The organism is Agromyces bracchium, from assembly GCF_009709675.1.
GTDB classification, from domain to species: Bacteria; Actinomycetota; Actinomycetes; order Actinomycetales; family Microbacteriaceae; genus Agromyces; species Agromyces bracchium.
The window spans coordinates 42,040-66,315 of the sequence record NZ_WMLB01000022.1; the positions used below are offsets into that span (position 1 = coordinate 42,040).

Annotated in this window: 23 protein-coding genes and 1 tRNA gene; 15 read left to right on the plus strand and 9 right to left on the minus strand. The window is 72.1% G+C overall.

The genetic code is table 11. From position 1 onward, the window contains the following. Positions 1 to 41: 41 nt before the first annotated feature. The 3 genes from gndA to GJ743_RS08665 form a co-directional block, all read right to left on the minus strand. Positions 42 to 1,511, minus strand: a complete 1,470-nt coding sequence (gndA, locus tag GJ743_RS08655) for an NADP-dependent phosphogluconate dehydrogenase (protein ID WP_155051509.1) — start codon at positions 1,509 to 1,511, stop codon at positions 42 to 44. 161 nt (positions 1,512 to 1,672) lie between these two features. Beyond that, positions 1,673 to 2,392: a FadR/GntR family transcriptional regulator gene (locus GJ743_RS08660; RefSeq protein WP_155051510.1), complete on the minus strand. Its 720-nt coding sequence runs from the start codon at positions 2,390 to 2,392 to the stop codon at positions 1,673 to 1,675. 32 nt (positions 2,393 to 2,424) lie between these two features. Next, positions 2,425 to 2,985: an SRPBCC family protein gene (locus GJ743_RS08665; protein ID WP_196216959.1), complete on the minus strand. Its 561-nt coding sequence runs from the start codon at positions 2,983 to 2,985 to the stop codon at positions 2,425 to 2,427. A 100-nt stretch (positions 2,986 to 3,085) separates the two neighbouring features. Here GJ743_RS08665 and GJ743_RS08670 point away from each other — a divergent pair, with 100 nt between their 5' ends. Beyond that, a complete protein-coding gene (locus GJ743_RS08670; RefSeq protein WP_196216960.1) occupies positions 3,086 to 3,877 on the plus strand; it encodes a hemerythrin domain-containing protein in 792 nt (263 codons plus the stop codon). A 24-nt stretch (positions 3,878 to 3,901) separates the two neighbouring features. Here the strand turns inward: GJ743_RS08670 and GJ743_RS08675 are convergent, their stop codons facing one another. Continuing rightward, a complete protein-coding gene (locus GJ743_RS08675; RefSeq protein ID WP_328288975.1) occupies positions 3,902 to 4,744 on the minus strand; it encodes a UbiA family prenyltransferase in 843 nt (280 codons plus the stop codon). A gap of 238 nt (positions 4,745 to 4,982) precedes the next feature. Between GJ743_RS08675 and GJ743_RS08680 the strand changes: the two genes are divergently transcribed. From GJ743_RS08680 to GJ743_RS08700, 5 genes are all read left to right on the plus strand, one after another. Continuing rightward, entirely contained in the window at positions 4,983 to 5,618 is a 636-nt protein-coding gene (locus GJ743_RS08680; protein WP_155051514.1) for a 50S ribosomal protein L25/general stress protein Ctc, read from the plus strand. A gap of 152 nt (positions 5,619 to 5,770) precedes the next feature. Then, complete coding sequence (pth, locus tag GJ743_RS08685) at positions 5,771 to 6,355, plus strand: aminoacyl-tRNA hydrolase (RefSeq protein ID WP_328289009.1); 585 nt, start codon at positions 5,771 to 5,773, stop codon at positions 6,353 to 6,355. A gap of 48 nt (positions 6,356 to 6,403) precedes the next feature. Further along, positions 6,404 to 6,874, plus strand: coding sequence for a hypothetical protein (locus tag GJ743_RS08690; RefSeq protein ID WP_196216961.1), 471 nt, complete (start codon positions 6,404 to 6,406; stop codon positions 6,872 to 6,874). Next, a complete protein-coding gene (locus GJ743_RS08695; RefSeq protein WP_155051679.1) occupies positions 6,874 to 7,281 on the plus strand; it encodes a MerR family transcriptional regulator in 408 nt (135 codons plus the stop codon). Before GJ743_RS08690 ends, GJ743_RS08695 begins: the two co-directional genes overlap by 1 nt. A 36-nt stretch (positions 7,282 to 7,317) precedes the next feature. Next, entirely contained in the window at positions 7,318 to 7,512 is a 195-nt protein-coding gene (locus GJ743_RS08700; protein ID WP_155051515.1) for a hypothetical protein, read from the plus strand. Positions 7,513 to 7,551: 39 nt separating this feature from the next. Here the strand turns inward: GJ743_RS08700 and GJ743_RS08705 are convergent, their stop codons facing one another. After that, positions 7,552 to 8,265, minus strand: coding sequence for an RNase H family protein (locus GJ743_RS08705; RefSeq protein ID WP_155051516.1), 714 nt, complete (start codon positions 8,263 to 8,265; stop codon positions 7,552 to 7,554). 105 nt (positions 8,266 to 8,370) lie between these two features. Between GJ743_RS08705 and mfd the strand changes: the two genes are divergently transcribed. Next, the gene (gene mfd / locus GJ743_RS08710) at positions 8,371 to 12,039 is read left to right on the plus strand and encodes a transcription-repair coupling factor (protein WP_328288976.1); all 3,669 of its coding nucleotides are present in this window, start codon (positions 8,371 to 8,373) and stop codon (positions 12,037 to 12,039) included. A gap of 69 nt (positions 12,040 to 12,108) precedes the next feature. Here mfd and nhaA read toward each other — a convergent pair whose 3' ends face one another. Beyond that, positions 12,109 to 13,311, minus strand: a complete 1,203-nt coding sequence (gene nhaA, locus GJ743_RS08715; protein ID WP_155051517.1) for a Na+/H+ antiporter NhaA — start codon at positions 13,309 to 13,311, stop codon at positions 12,109 to 12,111. A 171-nt stretch (positions 13,312 to 13,482) separates the two neighbouring features. Between nhaA and GJ743_RS08720 the strand changes: the two genes are divergently transcribed. Beyond that, entirely contained in the window at positions 13,483 to 14,193 is a 711-nt protein-coding gene (locus GJ743_RS08720; RefSeq protein WP_155051518.1) for a MazG family protein, read from the plus strand. A gap of 49 nt (positions 14,194 to 14,242) precedes the next feature. Here GJ743_RS08720 and GJ743_RS08725 read toward each other — a convergent pair whose 3' ends face one another. Continuing rightward, positions 14,243 to 15,322: an ABC transporter permease gene (locus tag GJ743_RS08725; protein ID WP_155051519.1), complete on the minus strand. Its 1,080-nt coding sequence runs from the start codon at positions 15,320 to 15,322 to the stop codon at positions 14,243 to 14,245. Beyond that, positions 15,319 to 16,242, minus strand: coding sequence for an ABC transporter ATP-binding protein (locus tag GJ743_RS08730; protein ID WP_155051520.1), 924 nt, complete (start codon positions 16,240 to 16,242; stop codon positions 15,319 to 15,321). The genes GJ743_RS08725 and GJ743_RS08730 overlap by 4 nt, the downstream gene beginning before the upstream one ends. A 181-nt stretch (positions 16,243 to 16,423) precedes the next feature. Here GJ743_RS08730 and hisS point away from each other — a divergent pair, with 181 nt between their 5' ends. The 7 genes from hisS to GJ743_RS08765 all read left to right on the plus strand — a co-directional run bounded on the left by hisS (position 16,424) and on the right by GJ743_RS08765 (position 23,277). Further along, a complete protein-coding gene (hisS, locus tag GJ743_RS08735; RefSeq protein ID WP_155051521.1) occupies positions 16,424 to 17,686 on the plus strand; it encodes a histidine--tRNA ligase in 1,263 nt (420 codons plus the stop codon). Positions 17,687 to 17,798: 112 nt separating this feature from the next. After that, complete coding sequence (eno, locus tag GJ743_RS08740) at positions 17,799 to 19,079, plus strand: phosphopyruvate hydratase (protein ID WP_328288977.1); 1,281 nt, start codon at positions 17,799 to 17,801, stop codon at positions 19,077 to 19,079. A gap of 74 nt (positions 19,080 to 19,153) precedes the next feature. Then, complete coding sequence (locus GJ743_RS08745; protein ID WP_230386663.1) at positions 19,154 to 19,843, plus strand: FtsB family cell division protein; 690 nt, start codon at positions 19,154 to 19,156, stop codon at positions 19,841 to 19,843. Beyond that, a complete protein-coding gene (locus tag GJ743_RS08750) occupies positions 19,840 to 20,379 on the plus strand; it encodes a DUF501 domain-containing protein (protein WP_155051523.1) in 540 nt (179 codons plus the stop codon). The genes GJ743_RS08745 and GJ743_RS08750 overlap by 4 nt, the downstream gene beginning before the upstream one ends. Further along, on the plus strand, positions 20,376 to 21,698 hold the full coding sequence (locus GJ743_RS08755; RefSeq protein WP_328288978.1) for a S8 family serine peptidase: 1,323 nt from the start codon (positions 20,376 to 20,378) through the stop codon (positions 21,696 to 21,698). Before GJ743_RS08750 ends, GJ743_RS08755 begins: the two co-directional genes overlap by 4 nt. A gap of 38 nt (positions 21,699 to 21,736) precedes the next feature. Continuing rightward, complete coding sequence (locus tag GJ743_RS08760; RefSeq protein WP_328288979.1) at positions 21,737 to 23,158, plus strand: NAD(P)/FAD-dependent oxidoreductase; 1,422 nt, start codon at positions 21,737 to 21,739, stop codon at positions 23,156 to 23,158. Between the two features lie 45 nt (positions 23,159 to 23,203). Then, positions 23,204 to 23,277: transfer RNA gene (locus GJ743_RS08765), tRNA-Leu, on the plus strand. Positions 23,278 to 23,336: 59 nt separating this feature from the next. On the opposite strand, the gene GJ743_RS08770 is transcribed toward GJ743_RS08765, so the two are convergent. Beyond that, positions 23,337 to 24,263, minus strand: a complete 927-nt coding sequence (locus tag GJ743_RS08770) for a Ppx/GppA phosphatase family protein (protein WP_155051524.1) — start codon at positions 24,261 to 24,263, stop codon at positions 23,337 to 23,339. Positions 24,264 to 24,276: the final 13 nt, after the last annotated feature.

Sequence of the window (24,276 nt, forward strand, 5' to 3'; positions counted from 1 at the left end):
GGCCCTCCTTCCTCGCGTGGGATCCGTTCCTCCAGTATCGGTCAGTGCGAGGAAGGCGTGGTCTCGATCTCGCTGCGGTCGCCCGACCACAGGGTGTGGAACACGCCCGACCGGTCGACGCGCTTGTAGGTGTGCGCGCCGAAGAAGTCGCGCTGGCCCTGCACGAGGGCCGCGGGGAGCCGGTCGGCGCGAAGGCCGTCGTAGTAGGCGAGCGACGACGAGAACGCGGGCGTGGGGATGCCGGCCTGCGCGGCGGTCGCCACGACGCGGCGCCACGACGACTGCCCGCCCGCGATCGCGTCGCGGAAGTACGGCGCGACGGCGAGCGCGACGAGCGTCGGGTCCTCCGCGTAGGCGTCGGCGATGCGGTTCAGGAATCGGGCGCGGATGATGCAGCCCGCGCGCCAGATCTTCGCGACCTCGCCCTTGTGCACGTTCCAGCCGTACTGCTCGGCGCCGGCGATGATCTCGTCGAAGCCCTGCGAGTACGCGATGATCTTGGACGCGTAGAGCGCCTTGCGGACGTCCTCGATGAACGCGTCGGCGTCCTCCGGGGCGACCGACCAGGCCTCGTCGGGCCCGGGCAGGTCGACCGCGGCCTCGCGCTGCGCGCGCTTGGAGCTGAGGGAACGCGCGAAGACGGCCTCGGCGATCCCGGAGACGGGCACGCCCAGGTCGAGGGCGTTCTGGACGGTCCACGCGCCCGTGCCCTTGGCGCCGGCCTCGTCGAGGATGACGTCGACGAGCGGCTGCCCGGTCGCGGCATCCGTCTGGCGGAGCACCTCGGCGGTGATCTCGATGAGGTAGCTCTCGAGTTCGCCGGTGTTCCACTCGGCGAACACGTCGGCGATCTCGGCGGGGGTCTTGCCCGTGCCGCGGCGGATGAGGTCGTAGGCCTCGGCGATGAGCTGCATGTCGGCGTACTCGATGCCGTTGTGCACCATCTTCACGAAGTGGCCGGCGCCGTCGGTACCGATGTGGGTCACGCACGGCTCGCCCTCGGCGACCGCGGCGATCGAGGCGAGGATCGGGCCGAGGGTCTCGTACGACTCGGCCGACCCGCCGGGCATGATCGAGGGCCCGTGGAGTGCGCCCTCCTCGCCGCCGGAGATGCCGGCGCCGACGAAGTGGATGCCGGTCGGCTTGATCTCGGCCTCGCGGCGGATCGTGTCGTGGAAGTTCGCGTTGCCGCCGTCGACGATGATGTCGCCGGGCTCGAAGCGCGAGACGAGTTCGGAGATGACCGCGTCGGTGCCCCGGCCCGCCTGGACCATGATGATCGCCGTGCGGGGCTTGGCGAGGGAGGCCACGAAGTCGTCGTAGCTCTCGGAGGCGACGAAGCCGGCCTCGGGGTGCTCGCCGGTGAGCGTGTGCGTGCGCTCGGGGGAGCGGTTGAAGACCGCGACAGTGTTGCCCTCGCGGCTGGCGAGGTTGCGGGCCAGGTTGGAGCCCATGACGGCGAGGCCGACGACTCCGATGTTGGCGCTGGCGGGGGTGGTGCTCTCGGGCATGCTCATGGCTCCTGCGTCGGTGCGGTTTCCGGGGACCACGCTAGCAGCGAGGTCGGCGTCAAGAATCAGACGACAATCAGTATCGCATCGAATACGTATGATTTAAAACGGATGGCGCGGTGTGACGCCCCTCGACCGGCGCATGGTCGACAGCGCCGTGCTCAGGTCGCCGGCTGGGCTCTCGGGATGTCGCGCCAGGTGCGCTCGACGTCGTCGGCCGTGCGGCCCAGCACGCGGAGCATGGCCTCGCGCGCGGCATCCGCTCGACCCGCGAGGACGGCGTCGGCGACGTCGACGTGCCACTGCATCGCCTCTTCGCTCGGGTGCGCGGGCATGAGCCCGCTCGACGTGCGCCCCCGCAGCACCTCGCCGACCGCGTCGCCCAGCGCGGCGAACATCTCGTTGCCCGACGCCCGCAGCACCGCCCGGTGGAACTCGACGTCGTGGGCGAGGAACGCGTCGGCGTCGCCGTCGCGCCCCGCCGCACGCATGGCCGCCGCGATGCCCATGAGCTCGGCGCCCTGCTCGGGCGGGGCGAACCGCGCGGCGAGCTCGGCCGCGACGGGCTCGACGGCCGTGCGGAGCTCGGTGAGTGAGCGCAGCTGCGCGCCCTTGCGCTCGGACTCGAGCCGCCAGCGGATCACCGACGGATCGAACAGGTTCCACGACGCCATCGGGAGGACCCGGATCCCGACGCGGCGCACCGACTCGACGAGCCCGAGCGACTGCGCGACCCGCACGGCCTCGCGCACGACCGACCGGGAGACCTGGAGATCGGCCTCGAGCACCTCGGTGCGCAGCACCGCACCCGGCTCGAGCTCGCCCGACACGATGCGCGAGCCGAGGTGCTCGACGGCGAGGTCGTGCAGTCGGGAAGCCATGCGGCGAGCATAACGGCGGGCTCCGCGGACGATCACGTCGACGCGGTGCCGTGGCCCAGCTCCCACCGCCGCGCGGCGCGGGCCCTCCGGGTCAGCACGCGATCCAGCCGGCGGAAGTCGCCCGCGAGGATCCAGTGCGTCGCCCATCGCGGGAGCCACCCGGCCTGCCAGCGCAGCGCGCCGCCGAGGTCGCCCCGGTAGTCCGCCCTGATCCGCGTCGCCGCCCCGGAGGCCGTGCACGCGTACTCGACGCGCGCATTCCAGGGGTCCGACGAGAGCCAGACCACGCGCCGGCCCTCCTCGAGGAGCTCGAGCGTGTCGATGAAGTGCGCCCGGAACGGCCCGATCCGATCCGTCGACATCCACCTCGTGCCGACCCGGACGGGCCCGTCGTCGAGCTGTCGTCGGAACGCGACCGCCGGTGCGAACTCGTGCCACCGCATCGGGTCGGCGAGGTAGGGGAACACCGCCTCGATCGGGTGATGCACCGTCGCGTCCACGACGACGTGACGCTCCCACCGACGCCGTCGGGCGCGGGCCCCCGCCCGACCCCCGTCGGTCGCGTCCCTCGGCTCGGGAGCTTCCCCCTCCACGCGCGTGAGTGTATTTCGGCCGGCCCGGCACCCGCAATCGCCCGGCCTCGCGGCGGCCCCTCGCCCCCGGGGCGGGCGACCGCCCGGGTGTAGAATCCGGGTGTTCGCCGCGGGCTGCGGCATCCACCCGTTCCTCCGTGGCGAGATCGGGGTGAAGATGGCCGAGAAGCTGCCGTCGTCCGGTTCCCTTCCCGACGGCCAGGTCGCGGGCTGCGACACGTCGGGCATGATCCTCGTCCATCGCATCTTCCGATGGCTGTACCGCGAGCTCCCGCTGCTGGTCCGCGACGTGCAGGCCGGCGACGTCGAACGCGCCGGAGTCGTCGGGATCTACGCGAAGCTCGACTTCTTCGCCCTGCACCTGCACCACCGCACCGAGGACACCATCCTGTGGGACCGCCTGGCCGCACGCGATCCGGCCTGCGCCGTGCACGTCGACCTCATGCGCGCGCAGCACGCCGAGGTCGCGTCGCAGCTCGCCCGGATCGAGCCCCAGCTCGACCCCTGGCTCGAGACCGCCGATGCCGGGCTCCGCGACGCGTTCGCCGGCGACATCGAGTTCCTCCGCGACACGCTCCTCGTGCACCTCGGCCGGGAGGAGGACGACATCCTCCCGGTCGCCGGCGCGGTGATGTCGCAGCAGGAATGGGACCAGCTCGAAGCGCACACGCGGAAGACCCTCCTGGCGCGTCGCAGGGACTTCCCGAGGGACGTGCTCTCGCTGCAGCTCGGCCTGCTCCTCGCGAGCGTTCCCGAGGCCGAGCGCGAGGAGTGGTACCACGCGAACGTCCCCGCCCCGATCCGCCTGCTCCACCTGCTCCTGATGAAGCGGAGGTACGACCGCGCGATGCAGGAGCTCTACCCCGACCGGCCCGTCCCCTCGATGTTCTGAGCGACGGCGGCGAGCCCGATCGGATCAGGTCGCGAGCACCCGGCCGGCCGCGAGGACCTCCGCGGCCATGAGCAGCGCGGCCAGCATGACGAGCCGGAAGAGCGTGCGCGACGGCGGTCGCAGGAACGCCGTGGTGAGCGCCGTCGTCGCGACCACGACGACCCCGGCGAAGCAGGCCCACGAGAGCGGAGCGACGTTCGAGAGCTCACCGCCCGACGAGCCGACGAGGGCGACGCCGGCGCCCACGACGACGGCGCCGGCGGCGACCGACGTGGCCACCCTCGGCCCCCAGCGGTGCGGCAGGCCACGGACCCCGGTCGCGGCGTCCTGCTCGAGGTCGGGCAGCACGTTCGTCAGGTGCACGGCCGCGCCGAACGCGGCGCCGGCGATCCAGGCCCACGCCGGGGCGACGGCGGGCTCGGGCGCCGAGAGCGTCGCCAGGCTCGGGAAGATCCCGAAGCTCACGAGGAACGGCACGATCGAGGCCGCCGTCGACTTCAGCCACGCGTTGTACGCCCACGCCGACCCCAGCGCGAGGGCGTGCGCGGCGAGCGTCGCCCAGCCGAGCAGCGCCGAGAGCACGAGGGCGGATGCCAGTGCGGCGAGGGCCGCACCCCAGGCGACGCGGAGTCCGACCTCGCCGCGCGCGATCGGCTTGTCCGGTCGCGACGCGAGCCGATCCCGTGGGGCGTCGATCGCGTCGTTGGAGATCCCGACCGAGAGCTGGCCCGCGAACACCGCGAGCGCGAGCAGCCCGATGCGGGCCGGATCGAGCCCGGCCGACCAGCCGAGCGCCAAGGCGAGCGCGGTGACGACCGAGGTCGGTCCGGGGTGCGACGACCGCCACAAGGCCCCCGGGGTGCTCACAGGCACGATGCTCTCACATCGCATCGAGCCGGCCGCGGCATCCGGTAGACTGACCCATTGAACTTCGGCGAGGGATGCCGCCGGAGCCGGGCCAGCCCCGGTGCGGCATCCGTTATCGACGCGGTGGAATCAGACTCACGGCTGTTCCTCACGCTGGCTGCGCGCGCAGCCCCGGGCGTTCGAGTTGACACAACGGAAAACCCCAATCTGGGCCGCGAGCCCGCAAGGAGCCATCACCATGGACGAAGACAACAAGGTCGTCGCCGAACTGCGCGAGTCGTTCGGCAAGGGCGCTGCCCGCAAGATCCGCGCCCTCGACAAGATCCCCGCCGTGCTCTACGGCCACGGCACCGACCCCAAGCACGTCACGCTGCCCGGCCACCAGACCGCGCTGCTGATCCGCAAGGCGAACGCCGTGCTCGACCTCCAGATCGAGGGCAAGAGCCAGCTCGCGCTCGTCAAGGACGTGCAGAAGGACCCGGTGCACCAGATCATCGAGCACATCGACCTCATCGTCGTCAAGCGCGGCGAGAAGGTCCAGGTCGAGGTCCCCGTGCACGTCGAGGGTGAGCCCGCCGCCGGCACGATCGCCGACCTCGACGCGGTCACGCTGTCGCTCGAGGTCGAGGCGACCCACATCCCCGAGAACGTCGTCGTGAGCGTCGAGGGCCTCGAGGAGGGCACCAAGGTGCTCGCGGGCGAGGTCGAGCTGCCCAAGGGTGCGACCCTGGTCAGCGACCCCGAGGCGCTCGTCATCAACGTGCACGTGCCGCAGAAGGTCGACCTGGGCGAGGAGCCCGAGGCCGCCGAGGGCGAGGAGGCCGTCGAGGCCGCTCCCGCCGAGGAAGCTGCAGAGGGCGAGTCGGCCGAGTAGTCGATCCCGCTTCGTCGCGAGGGTCCGCGGCGCCGCATCCGGGTACGCTCGGATCGCGGGGCCGCGGGCCCTCCGCCGTTCCCACCAACCCCAGCCCGGAGGCATCCGTGAACCTCATCGACCGCCTCCTGCACCGCCGGAAGGACGAGGTCGTGTCCGACAACACCTGGCTCGTGGTCGGCCTCGGCAATCCCGGCGCGCAGTACGCCGGCAACCGGCACAACGTCGGCCAGATGGTCGCCGACGAGCTCGCCTCGCGCATCGGCGCGACCTTCAAGAGCCACAAGACGCCCTCGCGCGTCGCCGAGGGCTTCCTCGGCCCCGGCCGGCCCAAGCTTGTGCTCGCGAAGCCCAACAGCTACATGAACACCTCGGGCGGCCCGGTCTCGGCGCTGCTCAAGTTCTACTCGCTCGGCGCAGACCGCCTGATCGTGGTGCACGACGAGCTCGACATCCCGTTCGACACCGTGCGCCTGAAGCGCGGCGGCGGCCACGGCGGCCACAACGGCCTGCGCGACATCCAGAAGGCGGCCGGCTCACCCGACTTCACGCGCGTACGCGTCGGCATCGGCCGCCCGCCGGGCCGCATGGATGCCGCCGACTACGTGCTGCGCGACTTCGCCGGGCCCGAGCGCGAGGCGCTCCCGAACCTGCTGTCGGATGCCGCCGACGCGGTCGAGGCGGTCGTCGAGCACGGCCTCGTGGCCGCGCAGCAGCGCTTCCACTCGCCGGCGTAGGGCGTCGGACTTGACCCTGCACCGTGGTGCAGGGTCGAGCATGACGGCATGACCTCTGAAACCGTCTCCACGCGTCCGCCCGCCGAATCGCCCGCGCCGGGTGCGCCAGCCTCCCCGCGAAGCGAGCGCCGCGTCCCGCTCGGCCGCGGCGGAGCGATCTACGACCTCGTCGTGACCATCGGTTTCGCGACCCCGTGGACCGCGGCCGCCGCGCTCGGATCGATGCATGCCGTGCACGTGGCACTGGGGCTCCCCGGCAGCCCGCCGCCCGTGCTCGGACCGTTCGAACTCATGCTCACGGCGATGATGGGCACGGCCGTCGCGATGTGGGCGCTCGCGCGGATCCGGTACCCGTTCGCGTCGCTCATCGCGATCGACACCGTCGGGCGCGTAGCCTTCTCGACGTGGATGGTGACGGCGCTCGTCGCCGGGGCGAGCCCCGTGATCGTGGTGTTCCTCGTGCCGGAGGCGATCTGGGCCGTCCTGCAGGCGATCGGAGTCAAGAGGGCGGTGCGGTGATGCACACGTCGGAGTTGGCCGCTGCCGCGGGTGTGCCCGTCAGCACCGTCCGCTTCTACGAACGTCGCGGCCTCATCGCCGAACCGGAGCGCAGTCGCGCGGGGTACCGACGGTACGCCGCCTCCACCGCGGCGCGCGTGCGGTTCATCGGGCGCGCGAAGGCGCTCGGCTTCACCCTCACCGACATCGCCGGGTTCCTCGAGCTCTCGGATCGAGGCACGCCGCCCGAGGTGCCAGCGCTCGTCGCGGCGCAGATCGACGACCTCGACCGCCGCGTCGCGGACCTGCTGCGCGTGCGCGCCGCGCTCGTCGGCCTCGCCGACCGGCCGCCCGAGCCCGGCCGATGCCCGGTCATCGACGCGCTCGGCGCATCGCCGCCCGGCGAGTTCACGACCGGGAGTCGATGACGCTGCTACCGTGAGCGCAGTTCGAGGGAGGCGTCGATGGAGATGATCGTCGCGGGCGTGATCGGCGCCTTGGTGATCACCGCGCTCGTGGTGGTCGTGGCCGTCCGTGATCGCCGTGCCGGCACCGCGTCGGAGATTCGCGCGACGGAGGGCGGCGCCGCGCACCCCGACGCCCAGGCACGCGCCTACGGCACCGATGCGGCTCGCGATGCGGGCGCGGGCGCGGTGTGACCTGATCGCCGAACTCCGGCATCGATGCCGCACGGGCGCCTAGATGAGTCCGCGCAGGAACTCCTCCGGCGTGAGGCCGGCGGCGCGGGCGCGCTCGACGAGGCGGGTGTGCTCCTCGGTGGTCAGCTCGAGCGGCAGCGTGCGCCAGTCCGCCTCGGGCTCGTCGAAGTCGAAGAGCGCGGCGTCCTCGGTCTCGCGGTCGGCGAGCGCGGCCGCGGCCGGTACCGCCGGCTCGGATGGTGCCGACTCGACGGGGAGCGCGGCGTCCGCGGCATCCGTCGCCGGCTCGCACTCGCCGACCCAGCCGGGCCCGCTCGGGATGTCGCCACCGCGGCGATACGCCTCGGCGACGGCGCGTGCCCGCTCGTCGGCGGCCTCGTTCATGGGGTGACCGACATGGCCGCGGACCCATTCGAAGCGGTAGCGGCGCCCGGCGAGCGCGTCGTCGAGTTGCTCGAGCAGCTCGCGGTTCAGGACGGGGGAGCCGTCGGCCTTGCGCCAGCCCTTGCGCTTCCAGCCGGCCATCCACTTGGTGACCGAGTTGATCACGTACTGGCTGTCGCACTGCACGAGCAGCTCGTCGTCGAGGTGCGCGGTCGCGCGGAACAGCTCGAGCACCGCGGTCAGCTCGCCCTGGTTGTTCGTCGCGCGGGGCCACCCGCCCGCCGCCCAGCAGTCGTCGGAGACGTACCAGGCCCAGCCCGCCGGGCCGGGATTGCCGAGGGCCGAGCCGTCGGCGGCGGCGATGATCATGCGGTGGTCCTTCCGGTGGGGGCGGGCGGCGACCATGCTATCGGCGGCCGCCGACCGCTCCGTCCTCCCGGCCGCCGTGTCAGGGGGCGCGCGTAGACTGCTCCGGTGATCCTGCAGGGCTTGAACACGGCGCTTTCGCGCGCCTCCACGATCGATCGAGCCCTCGCGGAGGCCGAGCGGAACGCCGACTTCTCGGCGCCCTCCGGGCTCGATGCGCCGCTCCTCGCGGGCCTCCTCGGCCGCCGCGCCGCGAGCGGCCACCCGCCCGTGCTCTTCGTCGTCACCGCCACGAGCCGCGAGGGCGAATCGCTCCGCACGGCGCTCGCGCCGTACCTCGACGAGGCCGAGGTCCTCGAGTTCCCCGCGTGGGAGACCCTGCCGCACGAGCGGCTCAGCCCGAGCGCCGAGACGGTCGGGCGCCGCCTCCACGCGATCCGGCGGATGGCCGCGTGGAGCGCCGAGGGCACGAGGCATCCGCTCGTCGTCGTCGCCTCGGTGCGCGCCGCCCTGCAGCCCGTCGCCGACAACCTCGCCGACCTCGCGCCGATCGAGCTCGCCGCAGGCGGGCGCGGGCACGACCTCTCCGACATCGCGGTGCGACTCGTCGACCTGGCCTACGCGCGCGTCGACATGGTCTCGCGTCGCGGCGAGTTCGCCGTGCGCGGCGGCATCCTCGACGTCTTCCCGCCGACGGCCGACCACCCCGTCCGCGTCGACTTCTTCGGCGACGAGGTCGAAGAGCTGAGGGCCTTCTCGGTCGCCGACCAGCGCTCGCTGCCCGACAAGGTCGAGCGGGTGCTCCTCGCGCCGAGCCGCGAGCTGCTGCTCACCGAGCCGGTGCGCCAGCGCGCTCGCGAGATGGTGCACGAGTTCCCCAACCTGTCGAGCATGCTCGAGCGCATCGCCGAGGGCATCCCCGTCGAGGGCATGGAGTCGCTCGCGCCCGCGCTGCTCGAGCGCCTCGTGCCCGTCACCTCGTACCTGCCCGAAGGTGCAGCGGTCGCGGTGGTCGGCCCCGAGCGCGTCGCCGGCCGTGCGGTGAGCCTCGGCGAGACGAACCGCGAGTTCCTCGCGGCGGCGTGGGATGCCGCGACCGCGGGCGCCGCAGCCCCGATCGACCTCGCCGCGGGCGACTTCCTGACCCTCCGCGCGCTCCGCGAGTCGGTGCTGTTCAGCGCACCCGGGGAGCCCGACCCCGACCGCGTGTGGTGGACCTTCTCGAGCTTCGACCAGGGCGACGCGGCCGAGGCGGTCGGCGAGACCGCGGGCGGGGCGGATGCCTCGTACGTGCGCGTCGCGGCGACGACCGTGCCGAGCTTCCAGGGCAACGTCGAGGGCGCCGTGGCGCACGTCGGCGATCGGCTGCGCGACGGCTGGAGCCTCGTCGTCGCGGCCGCCGGGCACGGGCTCGTCGAGCGCGCCCGCGACGTGCTCGCCGAGCACGGGCTCGCCGGTCGCATCGTCGAATCGGTACCGGAGCAGCTCGAGCCGGGGGTCGCGTTCCTCGTGCAGGCGCAGGCCGCAGCCGGGTTCGAGGTGCCCGAGGCGAAGCTCGGACTGATCGCCGAGGCCGAGTTCTACGGGCGATCGGCCGGGTACGACACGCGTCAGGTGAAGAAGCTCGCGAGCCGTCGCCGCAACGTCGTCGACCCGCTGCAGCTCAAGGCCGGCGACCACGTCGTGCACTCCACCCACGGCATCGGGCGCTTCGTCGAACTCGTGCAGCGCGAGGTCGCCGCCGGCGCCCGGCCGACCGGGCCGAGCCGCACCGCGGGCATCCAGCAGGCGCCGAAGACCGTGCGCGAGTACGTCGTGCTCGAGTACGCGCCATCCAAGCGCGGGCAGGCCGGCGACCGCCTGTACGTGCCGATGGACCAGCTCGACCTGCTGAGCCGCTACGTCGGCGGCGAGGCGCCGAGCCTGTCGAAGATGGGCGGCAGCGACTGGTCGCAGGCGAAGTCGCGCGCGCGCAAGGCCGTGCGCGACATCGCCGTCGAACTCGTGAAGCTCTACTCGGCGCGGATGGCGGCCAAGGGCCACGCGTTCGGCCAGGACACGCCGTGGCAGCACGAGCTGGAGGAGGCGTTCCCGTATGCCGAGACCCCCGACCAGCTGCAGACCATCGACGAGGTCAAGGCCGACATGGAGCGGCCCATCCCGATGGACCGCCTGCTCGCGGGCGACGTCGGCTTCGGCAAGACCGAGGTCGCCGTGCGCGCCGCGTTCAAGGCCATCCAAGACGGCAAGCAGGTCGCCATGCTCGTGCCGACGACCCTGCTCGTCCGGCAGCACCTCGAGACGTTCTCGGAGCGGTTCGCCGGATTCCCCGTGCACGTGCGCGCGCTCAGCCGGTTCCAGACTGACAAGGAGGTGCGCGAGACCCTCGCGGGCCTCGCCGACGGCACCGTCGACATGGTCATCGGCACCCACCGCATCCTCACCGAGAAGGTCTCGTTCAAGGACCTCGGCCTCATGATCATCGACGAGGAGCAGCGCTTCGGCGTCGAGCACAAGGACCAGCTGAAGAAGCTGAAGACCAACGTCGACATCCTCGCGATGAGCGCGACGCCGATCCCGCGCACGCTCGAGATGGCCGTCACGGGAATCCGCGAGATGTCGACCCTCGCGACCCCGCCCGAGGATCGGCACCCGATCCTCACGTTCGTCGGTCCGCACTCCGACCAGCAGGTGGCCGCCGCCATCCGTCGTGAGATGTTGCGCGAGGGCCAGGTGTTCTTCGTGCACAACCGCGTCTCGTCGATCAACCGCGTCGCGGCGCAGCTCGCCGAACTCGTGCCCGAGGCCCGCATCGCGGTCGCGCACGGCCAGCTGAACGAGCACGTGCTCGAGCAGATCGTCGTCGACTTCTGGGAGCGCAAGTTCGACGTGCTCGTCTCGACGACGATCATCGAGACGGGCCTCGACATCTCCAACGCGAACACGATCATCATCGACCGGGCCGACAAGTACGGCCTCTCGCAGCTGCACCAGCTGCGCGGGCGCGTCGGTCGCGGTCGTGAGCGGGCCTACGCCTACTTCCTCTACGACCCGGCCAAGCCGCTCTCCGAGACCGCGCACGACCGGCTGTCGACGATCGCGGCGAACAACGAGCTCGGCAGCGGCATGCAGGTCGCCCTGAAAGACCTCGAGATCCGCGGCGCGGGCAACCTGCTCGGCGCCGAGCAGGCCGGGCACATCGCGGGCGTCGGCTTCGACCTCTACCTGCGCATGATCGGCGAGGCCGTGAACGCCTTCCGCGGCGACGTCGCCGAGGGGCAGACCGAGCTCCGGCTCGAGCTGCCGGTCGACGCGCACATCCCCGAGGACTACGTCGACAGCGAGCGGCTGCGGCTCGAGGCGTACCAGAAGCTCTCGGCCGCGAGCGGACCCGCCGCGAAAAACGGCCAGATCGACCTCGTCGTGGAAGAGCTGATCGACCGGTACGGCGAGCTTCCCGAGTCGGTCGAGCACCTCGTCGCGGTCTCGCGCCTGCGCCGGACGGCGCAGCTGGCCGGACTCTCCGACGTCATCGCGACGGGGTCGAAGCTGCGCATCGCGCCCGCGAAGCTGCCCGACTCGCGTCGCGTGCGACTCGAGCGCATGTACCCGGGCGCGAAGCTGTTCCCGCAGAACGACGTGATCCTCGTGCCGTTCCCGACGCCCGGCGGCGAGGCGCCGGGCGACGCCGACCTCATCCAGTGGGTGTCGAACCTGATCGGCGTGATCTTCCCGGCGGAGCAGCCGGCCGCGGCATCCGCCGCCCCCGCGAGCTGACGCCGCCGGCGGGCGAAGGCGTCCGTACGCGAGCGAGTCAGTACGCGAGCGAGTCGGTGGGCGCCCGAGTCAGTGCGCGAGCGGTCCGCCGACGCCCTCCGCGGCGCCGCTGCGTCGGTACGCGCGCGACTTCAGGCTGACGAAGACCGCGGAGATCGCGATCGCGATCCCGGAGCCGATGAGCACGGCGACGACGCCCTGGTCGGCGACCTCGGGGTACTCGCGGAATGCGAGCTCGTTCATCAGCAGCGACACCGTGAAGCCGATGCCGCCGAGTGCGCCGACCATCGCGACATCCGACCAGGTGAGCGGCTTGATGCCCGTCCGGCGATGCACGAACAGCGTCGCGATGCCACCGATGAGCGTGATGCCGACGATCTTCCCGACCGGCAGGCCGACGAGGATGCCCCAGAACGCCGGGTCGAGCTCGCTCGGCCGCACCGCGGGGATCGCGACGAGCGCGGCGGAGAACGCGAACAGCGGGAGGATCACGGCGTTCGACACGGGCTCGAGCGAGTGCACCGCGCGACCGGCCGGTCGACGCGACATCACGAGGCCGAGCATGACGCCCGCGATGGTCGCGTGCACGCCCGACAGGTAGACGAACGACCAGGTGAGCACGGCGAGCGTCCAGAGCGCGACCATGACCGGCCACTGGGCGCGGCGCGCGAGGACGTACGGCGATCGCGGCGCGAGCAGGCGGCTCATCATGCCGAAGAGGGTGACCGTGATGGCGGCGAACCCGAGGTAGGCGAGGTCGGCGTCGCTCGTGAAGAAGAACGCGATGATGAGGATCGCGATGAGGTCGTCGAGCACGGCGAGCGCGAGCAGGAAGACGCGCACGCGCGTCGGGATGAACCGGCCGAACATCGCGAGCACGCCGAGCGCGAAGGCGATGTCGGTCGCGGTCGGGATGGGCCAGCCGTCGGCGGTCGGCCCGGCTCCGGCGAAGGCCAGGAAGACGAGCGCGGGCGCCACGACGCCGCCGAGCGCCGCGATCGCCGGCAGCGCCGCCTTGGAGAAGCTGTTCAGTTCGCCGATGACGAGCTCGCGTCGGAGTTCGACCGCGACGATGAAGAAGAAGACGGCGAGCAGTCCGTCGCTCACCCAGTGCCCGAGCGACAGGTCGAGTCCCGTGAACGGGACCGCGAGGTGCGCATGCTTGAACTCGACGAGGTCGTGCCCGATCGGCGAGTTCGCGATCACGAGGCCGAGGACGGCGGCGGCGAGCAGGAGCGACGCGGAGACGCGCTCGGAGCGGAGGAAGTTCATGGCACCTCTGACGGAGTCGGGAACGGCGACGGAGCCGTGCGGAAACAGCGACGACGCTCGGACGCGTCGGCCGACCAGACTTCCCGGCACACCTGCCGTCGAGTCTATCGGTCGGCGCGGTTAGGCTCGCAGCGACGGGTCGCGCTGCGGCCCGTGGAGGGGCGGTGGGTCATGACTCGAACGGCGGGCGGGCACGGCACGGGCGAGCACGTGACGACGGATGCCGCGGCCGCGGCGTCCGTCGCCGGAGACGGGCTGCTCGAGCTCGTCGCCATGGTCGGCCGCCTGCGCGGTCCCGGCGGGTGCCCGTGGGACGCCGATCAGACCCACGAGTCGCTCGTCCAGTACCTGGTCGAGGAGTGCTGGGAGCTCATCGACGCGATCGAGTCCGGCAGTCGCGAGGAGATGATCGAGGAGCTCGGCGACGTGCTCTACCAGGTGCTGTTCCACGCCGACCTCGCTGCGCACACCCCGGGCGAGGACTACGACATCGACGACGTCGCGCGTCACATGACGGCGAAGATGGTGGCGCGGCATCCGCACGTCTTCGGCGATCGCGAGGCCGAGACCGCGGCGGACGTCGTCGCGTTCTGGGACGACCTCAAGGCCAGCGAGAAGCCGCATCGCACGAGCGTGCTCGACGGCGTGCCGCAGGGCATGCCCGCGCTCGCGCTCGCCCAGAAGCTGCTCGGCAAGGCCGAGAAGGTCGGCGTGACGAGGGCGGCGACGGATGCCGCGTCCGCGCCCGCCTCGGAGGCCGAGCTCGGCGACACCCTGATGGCGCTCGTCGCCTCCGCCCGAGCACAGGGGTTCGACGCCGAACGCGCGCTCCGCGGCGCCATCCGTTCGATGCAGGACGACGTGCGCGCCGCCGAGGCCTGATCCGGTCCCTCGCGCGGAGAGCGGTGTTCGACCGCTCGCTGCGCTCGGATCAGGCGATCCGGCTCCCGCGGGGGAGCCGCTGCGCGGGCGTCGCCGTGCGCCGGACGGCCCAGACGAGCGCTCCGGCCGCAAGCAGCAGGTGGATCGCGAGGCCGACGAACCACGAGGGCACCGACCGCTCGTAGACGGCTTCCGGTGTCTCCGTGTCGTCATCGATGACCGCACCGTTCGGGGTCCAGTTCGCGCACTCGTCGTATTCGACCTCGAGCTCGGGCGCGTGCTGCGACTGGCGGACCCCGACCGCGATCCACGTGAACAGGTCGGTCGGGGTGCCGCTCGAGTCGAAGCTCGCCGGCGCGGCATCCGCCACCACCACGTACGGGTTCGCGGCGAGGAACCCCCAGACGTGGTCGAACCTCGGCACGTCGTACGTCCAGGTCTGGGGCGGGAGGCAGGGCGGCTCCTCGCCGGGCGGGACCCCGTCCTCCTCGACCACTTGCCAGTCGACATAGTGGTTGACCGAGCGGACCTCGGACTGCACGGACGCGCCGCCGAGCCCGAACGCGATGAGCGTGCCGATCGAGAGGGCGGCGACGACCAGGTAGGTGACCGCGACCGAGAACAGGGGGCGGTTCAGCAGGCCCGAGAGCCCGACGCCGATCGCGGCGACGACGCCGAGCTCGAGGGCCGTCACGAGCGTAGAGACGGCGATCGTCGATGCCGGGACCTCGCCGAGCGTGACCGCGAAGACGAGGAACGGGAGGGCGGCCGCCAGGAACGCGAGCGCGGTGATCCACGCCGCGAGCCACTTGCCGAGCACGATCTGGGTCGTCGTCACGAGAGTGACCTGGGTCGTGGCGAGCGTGCCCGCGTCGCGCTCGCCGTTGATCGCGTTCGCGCTGAGCGCGGGGGAGACGAGCGTGCCGAGCAGCAGCACGAAGAACACGATCGACGAGAAGACCCCGCCGCCGCCGTCGAGGAACGCGTTCGTCGCAAGCACCAGCAGCACGGTGACGCCGGCGACGAGCACGACGAACACGCCGAGGAGCACGTACCAGGCGACCGTGCGCACGCGCTGGCGCAGGTCGAGCGTCACGACGAGCCAGAGGCCCTGCAGGAACCCGGTCATGCGTCCTCCTCCCCGTTGCGGCTGAGATCGAGGAACACGTGCTCGAGGTCGCCGACCGCCGGAGCGAACGACGAGACCGGGACCCCGGCGCCGACGAGGTGGGCGATGAGCTGCGCGGCGTCCTCCTCGGTCGCGAGCGGGACGATCGCGCCCAGGTTGTCGATGCGCGCCACCTCGCCCCATCCGGCGGCGTCGAGTGCGGTCCGGAGCCGTTCGGGGTCGAGCGAACGCACCCGCCAGTCGCGCGCGGTGCGCGCCGCGCGCGCGATCTCGTCGGCCGCCGCCGTCACGCCGCCGGAGAGGTAGACGGCCTGGTCGGCCATCTCCTCGAGCTCGGCGAGCACGTGGCTCGAGACGAGCACCGTGCGGCCCTCGGACGCGAGGCGGCGCACGAGCGCGCGGAGCCCCGCGCGCGCGACCGGGTCGAGCCCGGAGGCGGGCTCGTCGAGCAGCAGCACCTCCGGGTCGTGCACGAGCGCGCGGGCGAGGCTCAGTCGCTGCTTCTGCCCGCGCGAGAGCACCCGGGTCGGGCGATCCGCGAGTTCGTCGAGGTCGACGAGCCCGATCAGCTCGTCGGCGCGCGCCCTCGCGGCATCCGTCGAACGCCCGTACAGCCGTGCGCTGGTCACGAGCGCCTCCCGCACGGTGAGGGATGCCCACGAGCCGAGCAGGTCGGGCATCCAGCCCATGCGCGCCCGGACCTCGGCCGGATCGGTCACGGGATCGAAGCCCGCGACCCGGATCGTGCCGGCGTCGGGCCGGAGGAGCGAGGCGAGCATGAGCAGCAGGGTGGTCTTGCCCGAGCCGTTCGGACCGATGAGCCCGGCGACGTGGCCGGGCTCCACGGTGAACGTCGCGTCCCGTACGGCGTGCACGTCGCCGAACGCGCGTGCGACCCCGGACACCTCGATGCCGGCCATCCGACCTCCCTCGGGTCGGCGCGGCGCCGACGAGACGCGAGCCTAGCGAGCCGGCGAGCGGGGCAGGCCGCGGATCGCCAGGATGTGGAGAACTCCGTCCGGAAGGGGCGAGCCGTCGGTGCCGTCCGCGCGCTCCGCGCCGCGTTCGGGCGGGGCATCCGCTGCTGGAAGAATGGAGCGCATGGCCCAGACCGTGACGCCCCCGCGCGGCATGCGCGACTTCCTGCCCGCCGAGAAGGCCCGCCGCGAGCACGCGCTCTCGGTGATCCGCGGGGTGTACGCGACCCACGGCTTCGACGAGATCGAGACGCCCGTCATGGAGGACTCGTCGCGCCTGCACGCCGGCCTCGGCGGCGACAACGAGAAGCTCGCGTTCGCAGTCATGAAGCGCGGGCTCACGACCGACGACCTGGCGGCGGCCGCGGCATCCGGCGACGCCCTCTCACTCGCCGACCTCGGCCTGCGCTACGACCTGACGGTGCCGCTCGCCCGGTTCTACGCGACCCACCGGGCCGCGCTGCCGCCGGTGTTCCGCGCCATCCAGATCGCGCCGGTGTGGCGCGCCGAGCGGCCGCAGAAGGGCCGGTACCGGCAGTTCGTGCAGTGCGACATCGACATCATCGGCGAGGCCGGCCCGCTCGCCGAGCTCGAGCTGCTCACCGCGACCGTCGGCGCGCTCGACGCGCTCGGGCTCGAGGGCTGCCGCATCCGCCTGAACGACCGGCGCATCCTCGCCGGCATCCTCGGATCGTGGGGCGTCCCCGAGGAGCTGCGCGAGCGCGCGCTCATCACCATCGACAAGCTCGACAAGATCGGGCCCGACGGCGTCGCGGCCGAACTCGCGACGCTGGGCGTCGAGAAGGCGGACGTCGCCGACGAGCTGCGCGCGCTGGCCGCCGCCGACTGGCACCTCGCGGACGGCGTCGTCCCGCCGCCCGCCTGGCTCGACGTCGACGCGTACCGCGAGCTCATGGCGCTCCGCGACGCCGTCCCGGGCACGCCCGTCGACTTCGACCCGACCCTCGTGCGCGGCATGGGCTACTACACGGGCACCATCTTCGAGATCGCGCACCCCGACCACGGCTACTCGCTCGGCGGCGGCGGCCGCTACGACCACATGATCGGCCGCTTCCTCGGGCACGAGGTGCCCGCGTGCGGGTTCTCGATCGGGTTCGAGCGCATCGTCGACCTGCTCGCCGTGCGCGACGAGGGGCGCCCGCGCTCGGTGGTGCTCGTGCACGACGCCGACCTCGAGCCGTCCGCACTGCTCGCCCTCAAGCACGAGCTCGTGGCATCCGGCATGCGCGTGCGCTTCGAGCGGCGCGTGAAGAACCTCCGCGGCCTCCTCGACCGCGTGACCGCCGACGGCTTCGACGCCTGGGCGCCCGTGAACGCCGAGACGACGGATGCCTCGTCGCTCGCGTTCCGCGACCTCGGCGAGTAGCGCGCGGCTGTCCGCCGACATACGCGAGCGGCCCTCGGAACCGGGGTCCTAGACTGTCCTGCGGGCAACGACGGAGTCGTCCACGCACATCCCCATCACAGAGGAGTTCACTGTGGCATTCATCGAAGCTGTCGGCGCACGGGAGATCCTGGATTCGCGCGGCAACCCCACGGTCGAGGTCGAGGTCCTCCTCGACGACGGGACCGTCTCGCGGGCCGCGGTGCCCTCGGGGGCGTCGACCGGCGCGTTCGAAGCGTACGAGCTGCGCGACGGCGAGGCCGACCGCTACCTCGGCAAGGGCGTGCAGAAGGCCGTCGACGCCGTGCTCGACGAGCTCGGCCCGGCCATCGAAGACCTCGACGCCGCCGACCAGCGCGTCGTCGACGCCGCCCTCATCGAGGCCGACGGCACCGACAACAAGAGCCGCCTCGGCGCGAACGCGATCCTCGGCGTGAGCCTCGCGGTCGCCAAGGCCGCGGCCGACTCGGCCGACCTGCCGCTCTTCCGCTACCTCGGCGGCCCGAACGCGCACGTGCTCCCGGTTCCGATGATGAACATCATCAACGGCGGCGCGCACGCCGACACCGGCGTCGACATCCAGGAGTTCATGGTCCTCCCGGTCGGCGCGCCGACCTACTCCGAGGGCCTCCGCTGGGGCGTCGAGACCTACCACGCGCTGAAGAGCCTGCTGAAGTCGAAGGGCCTCTCGACGGGCCTCGGCGACGAGGGCGGCTTCGCGCCCGACCTCGAGAACAACCGCGCGGCGCTCGACCTCATCGCCGAGGCGATCGGCAAGGCCGGCTTCACGCTCGGCACCGACATCGCGCTGGGTCTGGATGTCGCATCGACCGAGTTCTTCGAGAACGGCGTCTACCGCTTCGAGGGCCAGGACCGCACCGCGGCCGAGATGAGCGCGTACTACGCCGAGCTCGCCGCCGCGTACCCGCTCGTCTCGATCGAGGACCCGCTGGCCGAGGACGACTGGGAGGGCTGGGCGACGCTCACCTCCGAGCTCGGTTCGAAGCTGCAGCTCGTCGGCGACGACCTGTTCGTCACCAACCCGGCGCGCCTCGCCGACGGCATCGCCAAGCACGCGGGCAACTCGATCCTCGTGAAGGTCAACCAGATCGGCACGCTCACCGAGACGCTCGACGCCGTCAAGCTCGCGCAGCGCGCCGGCTACACCGCCGTGCTCTCGCACCGCTCGGGCGAGACCGAGGACACGACGATCGCCGACCTCGCCGTCTCGACCGATTGCGGTCAGATCAAGACGGGCGCGCCCGCCAGGTCCGAGCGAGTGGCCAAGTACAATCAGCTTCTGAGGATCGAAGAAGAGCTCGGCGAGGCCGCGGAGTACGCGGGCCGCTCGGCATTCCCGCGCTTCACGGCGTGACGCGTACCTGAGACGCACGACGGGGGTGGCCGGAGGCCGCCCCCGTCGGTCGTTTCCAGGAGGTGAGGAGGACGATGAACGCTGCACGTCGTCCCTCGCGTCCGGAGCGTACGAGGCCCGGCACCACGAACGCCGACCGCGCCGCGCAGAAGTCCGCGACGCAGAAGTCCGCGGCGGCGAAGACCGCGACCGCGAAGTCCGCGAAGGCGAAGTCCGCGATGGCGAAGCCCGCGAAGGCGAAGCGCGCGCCGCGCCAGTCGATCCGCCAGGTCGCGGAGACCTGGCTCGCCGGCATCCGGTTCTCGGGCTTCTCGATCATCATGATGGGCGTCCTCGTGCTCGCCGTGGTGGTCCTCGCGCCGAGCATCGCGGCGTACGCCGCGCAGCGGCAGCAGATCGCCGAGCTGAAGGCCGACGTCGCCCGGCAGGAGGCCGAGGTCGCGCGCCTCACCGACGAGCGCGAGCGGTGGAACGACGAGACCTTCATCGTGACCCAGGCCCGCGAACGGCTGTACTACGTGCTTCCGGGCGAGGTCAGCTACCTCGTCATCGACGACCGCGATCCCGCCGCCGCGGTCTCCGCCGATCGCGCGGTGTCCGCCGAGGTCACCGAGGCGCGGGGCGACTGGATGCAGACGATGCTGCGATCGGTCATGACCGCGGGGCTCGCTCAGAGCGCGACGGATGGCGCGGGTACCGCGCCCGACCCGGCCGGCACCGAACCCGACCCGACCGACCAGCCCGCCGACGAGGGGACCCGATGACCCGCCCGCCGTTCGAACCCGTCACCGAGCGCGACCTCCGGATCGTGTCGGTCCAGCTCGGCCGACCCGCGCGCGACGTCGTCGGCATCGCGGCGCGCTGCGTGTGCGGTGCGCCCACGGTGGTCTCGACACGCCCGCGGCTCTCCGACGGCACGCCGTTCCCGACCTTCTACTACCTGACGCACCCGGTGGCGACGGCCGCGATGTCGTTCCTCGAGGCCGCGCAGCTCATGGTCGAGTTCACCGAGCTGCTCGCCGACGACGCCGAGCTCCGGGAGGCGTATCGCGCGGCGCACGAGCAGTACCTCGCCGACCGCGAGATGTTCGGCGTCGTCGACGAGATCGCGGGCGTCTCGGCGGGCGGCATGCCGACCCGCGTCAAGTGCCTGCACGCGCTCGCCGGCCACGCCCTCGCCGCCGGTCCCGGGGTGAATCCGATCGGCGACCTGGCACTCGAACGGTCGACGTGGTCGCCCGCTGTCTGCCGGTGCCCCGACTACGGCGTCGACGACGTCGACGAGGAGGCGCCCGCGTGAGTCCGGCCCGCAGCCGTCGCGTTCGGCGACCCGCTGAGCGGTCGTCGAGGCCCGCGCGCCGACGCTCGATCTGGCGTGCGAGCGTCGGCGCCCTCGTCGCCGGGGTGCTCGCGCTCTCCGGGGCCGCCCCGGCGCAGGCCGACACCGTGCGCGACCTCGAGTACTGGCTCAACGATTACGGCTTCACGCAGGCGTGGACCACGTCGCGCGGTGACGGCGTGACCGTCGCGATCATCGACACCGGCGTGAACGGCGACGTCGCCGAGTTGCAGGGCGTCGTGATCGGGGGCACGGATGTCTCGGGCATCGGCTCTCCCGACGGCCAGACGCCGGTCGGCGAAGAGGAGGAGCACGGCACGATGGTGGCCTCGCTCCTGGCCGGTCGCGGCACCGGTGAGGGCAACGGCGTGATCGGCGTCGCGCCCGATGCCGACCTGCTGACGGCATCCGTCGCCTTCGGCCTCGAGACCGGCGCCGAGAAGACGAACGACGAGCAGATCGCCGAGGCCGTGGTGTGGGCGGTCGACAACGGAGCCGACGTCATCAACATGTCGCTCACCCGGAACACGCCCGACTGGCCCGAGAGCTGGGACGACGCGTTCCTCTACGCGTTCGAGAACGACGTCGTCGTGGTCGCCGCGGCCGGCAACCGGGGATCCGGGACCACTCAGGTCGGCGCGCCCGCGACCATCCCGGGCGTGCTCGCCGTCGCCGGCGTCGACCGCGACCAGAATGCGAGCTTCGACGCGAGCTCCCAAGGCATCACCATCGCCGTCGCCGCGCCGAGCGAGGACCTCGTCGGCGTGCTGCCCGACGGCAGCCACGTCGTGTGGTCGGGCACCAGCGCTGCCGCACCGCTCGTGTCGGGTCTCGTCGCGCTCGTGCGCGCCGAGTACCCCGAGCTGGATGCCGCGAACGTCATCAACCGCGTCATCCGCACCGCCGACCCGAAGGGCGAGGAGGTGCCCGGCCCGCTGTACGGCTACGGCATCATCGATCCGGTCGCGGCACTCACTGCCGAGGTCGAGGCGGTGGAGCAGAATCCCCTGGGCAGCCTCGAGGAGTGGATCCGCGTCCACCGGCGCGCCGACGTTCCCGATGAGGAGGGCTCGGGGAGCACCGACGACCAGGAGATCGTGCCGATCGCCGACCCGCCGCCGCCGCGAGCGGACAGCGCGAAGACGCTCCTGCCGACCCCGTGGACGTTGTCTTATATCACGGTGCCGCTCTCGCTGGTCGCCGGGTTTGGTACGCTAGCAGCGCTGTTGGGCATCGGCGCCACTCGGCACATCAGGCGTTCCACGCGGTCCGACGCGTAGGCGACGCAGGCATCACAGATCCAAGGAGTCCATTCACCGTGCCCAAGATTCTGATCGTCGGTGGCGGCTATGCGGGGTTCTACACGGCGTGGAAGCTCGAGAAGTGGCTGCGTCCCGGCGAAGCCGAGGTGACCGTCGTCGACCCGCTGCCCTACATGACCTACCAGCCCTTCCTCCCCGAGGTGGCCGCGGGTTCGATCGAGGCCCGCCACTCGGTGGTGTCGCTGCGTCGTCACCTGAAGAAGACCAACGTCATCACGGCGAAGGTGACCGGCATCGACCACGCGTCGAAGTCCGCGACCATCACGCCCGAGGCCGGCGAGCCGTGGCAGTTCGACTACGACGTGGTCGTGGTCACCGGCGGTGCCGTCTCGCGCACCTTCCCGATCCCCGGCGTCGCCGACCAGGCGTACGGCCTCAAGACGATCGAGGAGGCCGTCGCGATCCGCGACCGCCTGCTCACGAACTTCGACAAGGCCGCGAACCTGCCGGCCGGCCCCGAGCGCGACCGCCTGCTGACGGTCGTCGTCGTGGGCGGCGGCTTCGCCGGCATCGAGGTGTTCGCCGAGCTCCGTTCGTTCGCGAGCGCGCTGCTCGAGTTCTACCCGCAGCTCTCGTTCGACGACACCCACTTCCACCTCATCGAGGCGATGGGCCGCATCATGCCCGAGGTGTCGCTCCCGACGAGCCACTGGGTCATCAAGCACCTGGCCCAGCGCGGCGCCGAGATCCACCTCGACACGCAGCTCACGAGCGCGGTCGACGGCCGGATCGAGCTCTCGACGGGCGAGACCTTCGAGACCGACCTCATCGTGTGGACCGCGGGCGTCATGGCGAACCCGGCCATCGTGCGCACGAGCGACCTGCCCGTCGAGGAGCGAGGGCGCATCAAGGCCCGTCCCGACCTCCGCGTGGGCGACGAGGACGACATCGTTCCCGACGCGTGGGCGGCCGGCGACATCGCCGCCGTGCCCGACCTCACCGGCGGAGGCGTCGGCGGCTACTGCGTTCCGAACGCACAGCACGCGGTGCGCCAGGGCAAGCTCATGGCGAAGAACATCGTCGCGGTCCTCCGCGGCGAGGAGCCGAAGGACTACATCCACAAGAACCTCGGCGCGGTCGCCGGCCTCGGCATCGGCTCCGGTGCGTTCCAGTCGGGCAAGATCGCGATCACGGGCCTTCTCGCGTGGTTCGCGCACCGCGGCTACCACGGCCTCGCGATGCCCACGTGGGAGCGCAAGTTCCGCGTGTTCTGGGGTTGGTGGAACAACTTCTGGCTCGGCCGCGACATCGTCTCGCTCAGCGCCGTGCAGAACCCGCGTGCCGAGTTCGAGCGCTTCGCCGCCCGTCCGAAGCCGGCCGGCGAGGTCGCCGCACCCGCCGCCCCGGCGAAGCCCGAGGCCAAGAAGGCCGTGACGAAGTCGGCGAAGCCGGCCGAGAAGGCCGTCGCCGCCAAGTAGGGCGCCTATGCTGTGACGCGGTGCCGGCCCTCGGGCCGGTACCGCGCTCCCGTAGCCCAATCGGCAGAGGCAGGCGACTTAAACTCGCCTCAGTCTGGGTTCGAATCCCAGCGGGAGCACCGAATCCGGGGTGACCGATGCCGTCGATACCGCCGATCGGCGGCCGGCCGCGGCCGCCTCAGGAGAGCCGGTCGATCCGCCGCAGGATCAGGCCCTCACGGAGGGCCCAGGGCGAGACCTCGAGCGTCTTCGCCTTGAACGCGCGCATGGTCTCGGAGAGCACCACGGCCCCGGCGACGATCTGGAAGGTCCGGTCGGCGGTGATGCCGGGCAGGTTCGGCCGCGCGTCGGCGGGGATCTTCGCCAGGCGCGGGATCCAGTCGTCGAGGCGTGAGAGCTTCAGGATGCTGCGCTCCTCCGAGCCGACGCCCTCCTCGGTGCTCCCGGCGAGCCGGGCGAGCGACCGGATGGTCTTCGACGACCCGACGACGTGGTCGACCTCGGGGATGCCGCCGATCTCCTCGACGGTCGAGCGCAGCACGGCGCGCGCGTGCGCGCGGAGCGCGTCGACCTGCTCGTCGGTCGGCGGGTCGGTGGCGAGGTACTCGATCGTGGAACGGCCGGCGCCGAGGGGCACCGACCGGGCGTGGTCGGGGACCTCGTCGCCGCCGTGCGCGATCTCGAGCGACCCGCCCCCGATGTCGAAGAGCAGGATGCGGCCGGCCGACCAGCCGTACCAGCGGCGCACGGCGAGGAACGTGATGCGCGCCTCGTCGGCGCCGCTCAGGACGTCGAGGTGGATGCCGGCGGCCTCCTCGATGAGGGCGAGCACCTCGGCGCCGTTCGTGGCCTCGCGGATCGCGGAGGTGGCGAACGCGAGCAGTTCGTCGATGCCCGATTCCTTCGCGACAGCGGATGCCTCGCGCACGGCCTCGAGGATGGCGTCGACGCCGTCCTGGCTGATCGACCCGTCGTCGTCGAGGTAGCGCATGAGTCGCAGCACCGCCTTGTGCGACGCGGCCGGGATCGGGCGCGCGCCGGGGTGCGCGTCGACCACCAGCAGGTGGACGGTGTTGGATCCGACGTCGAGAACCCCGAGGCGCATGAGGCGAGCGTAG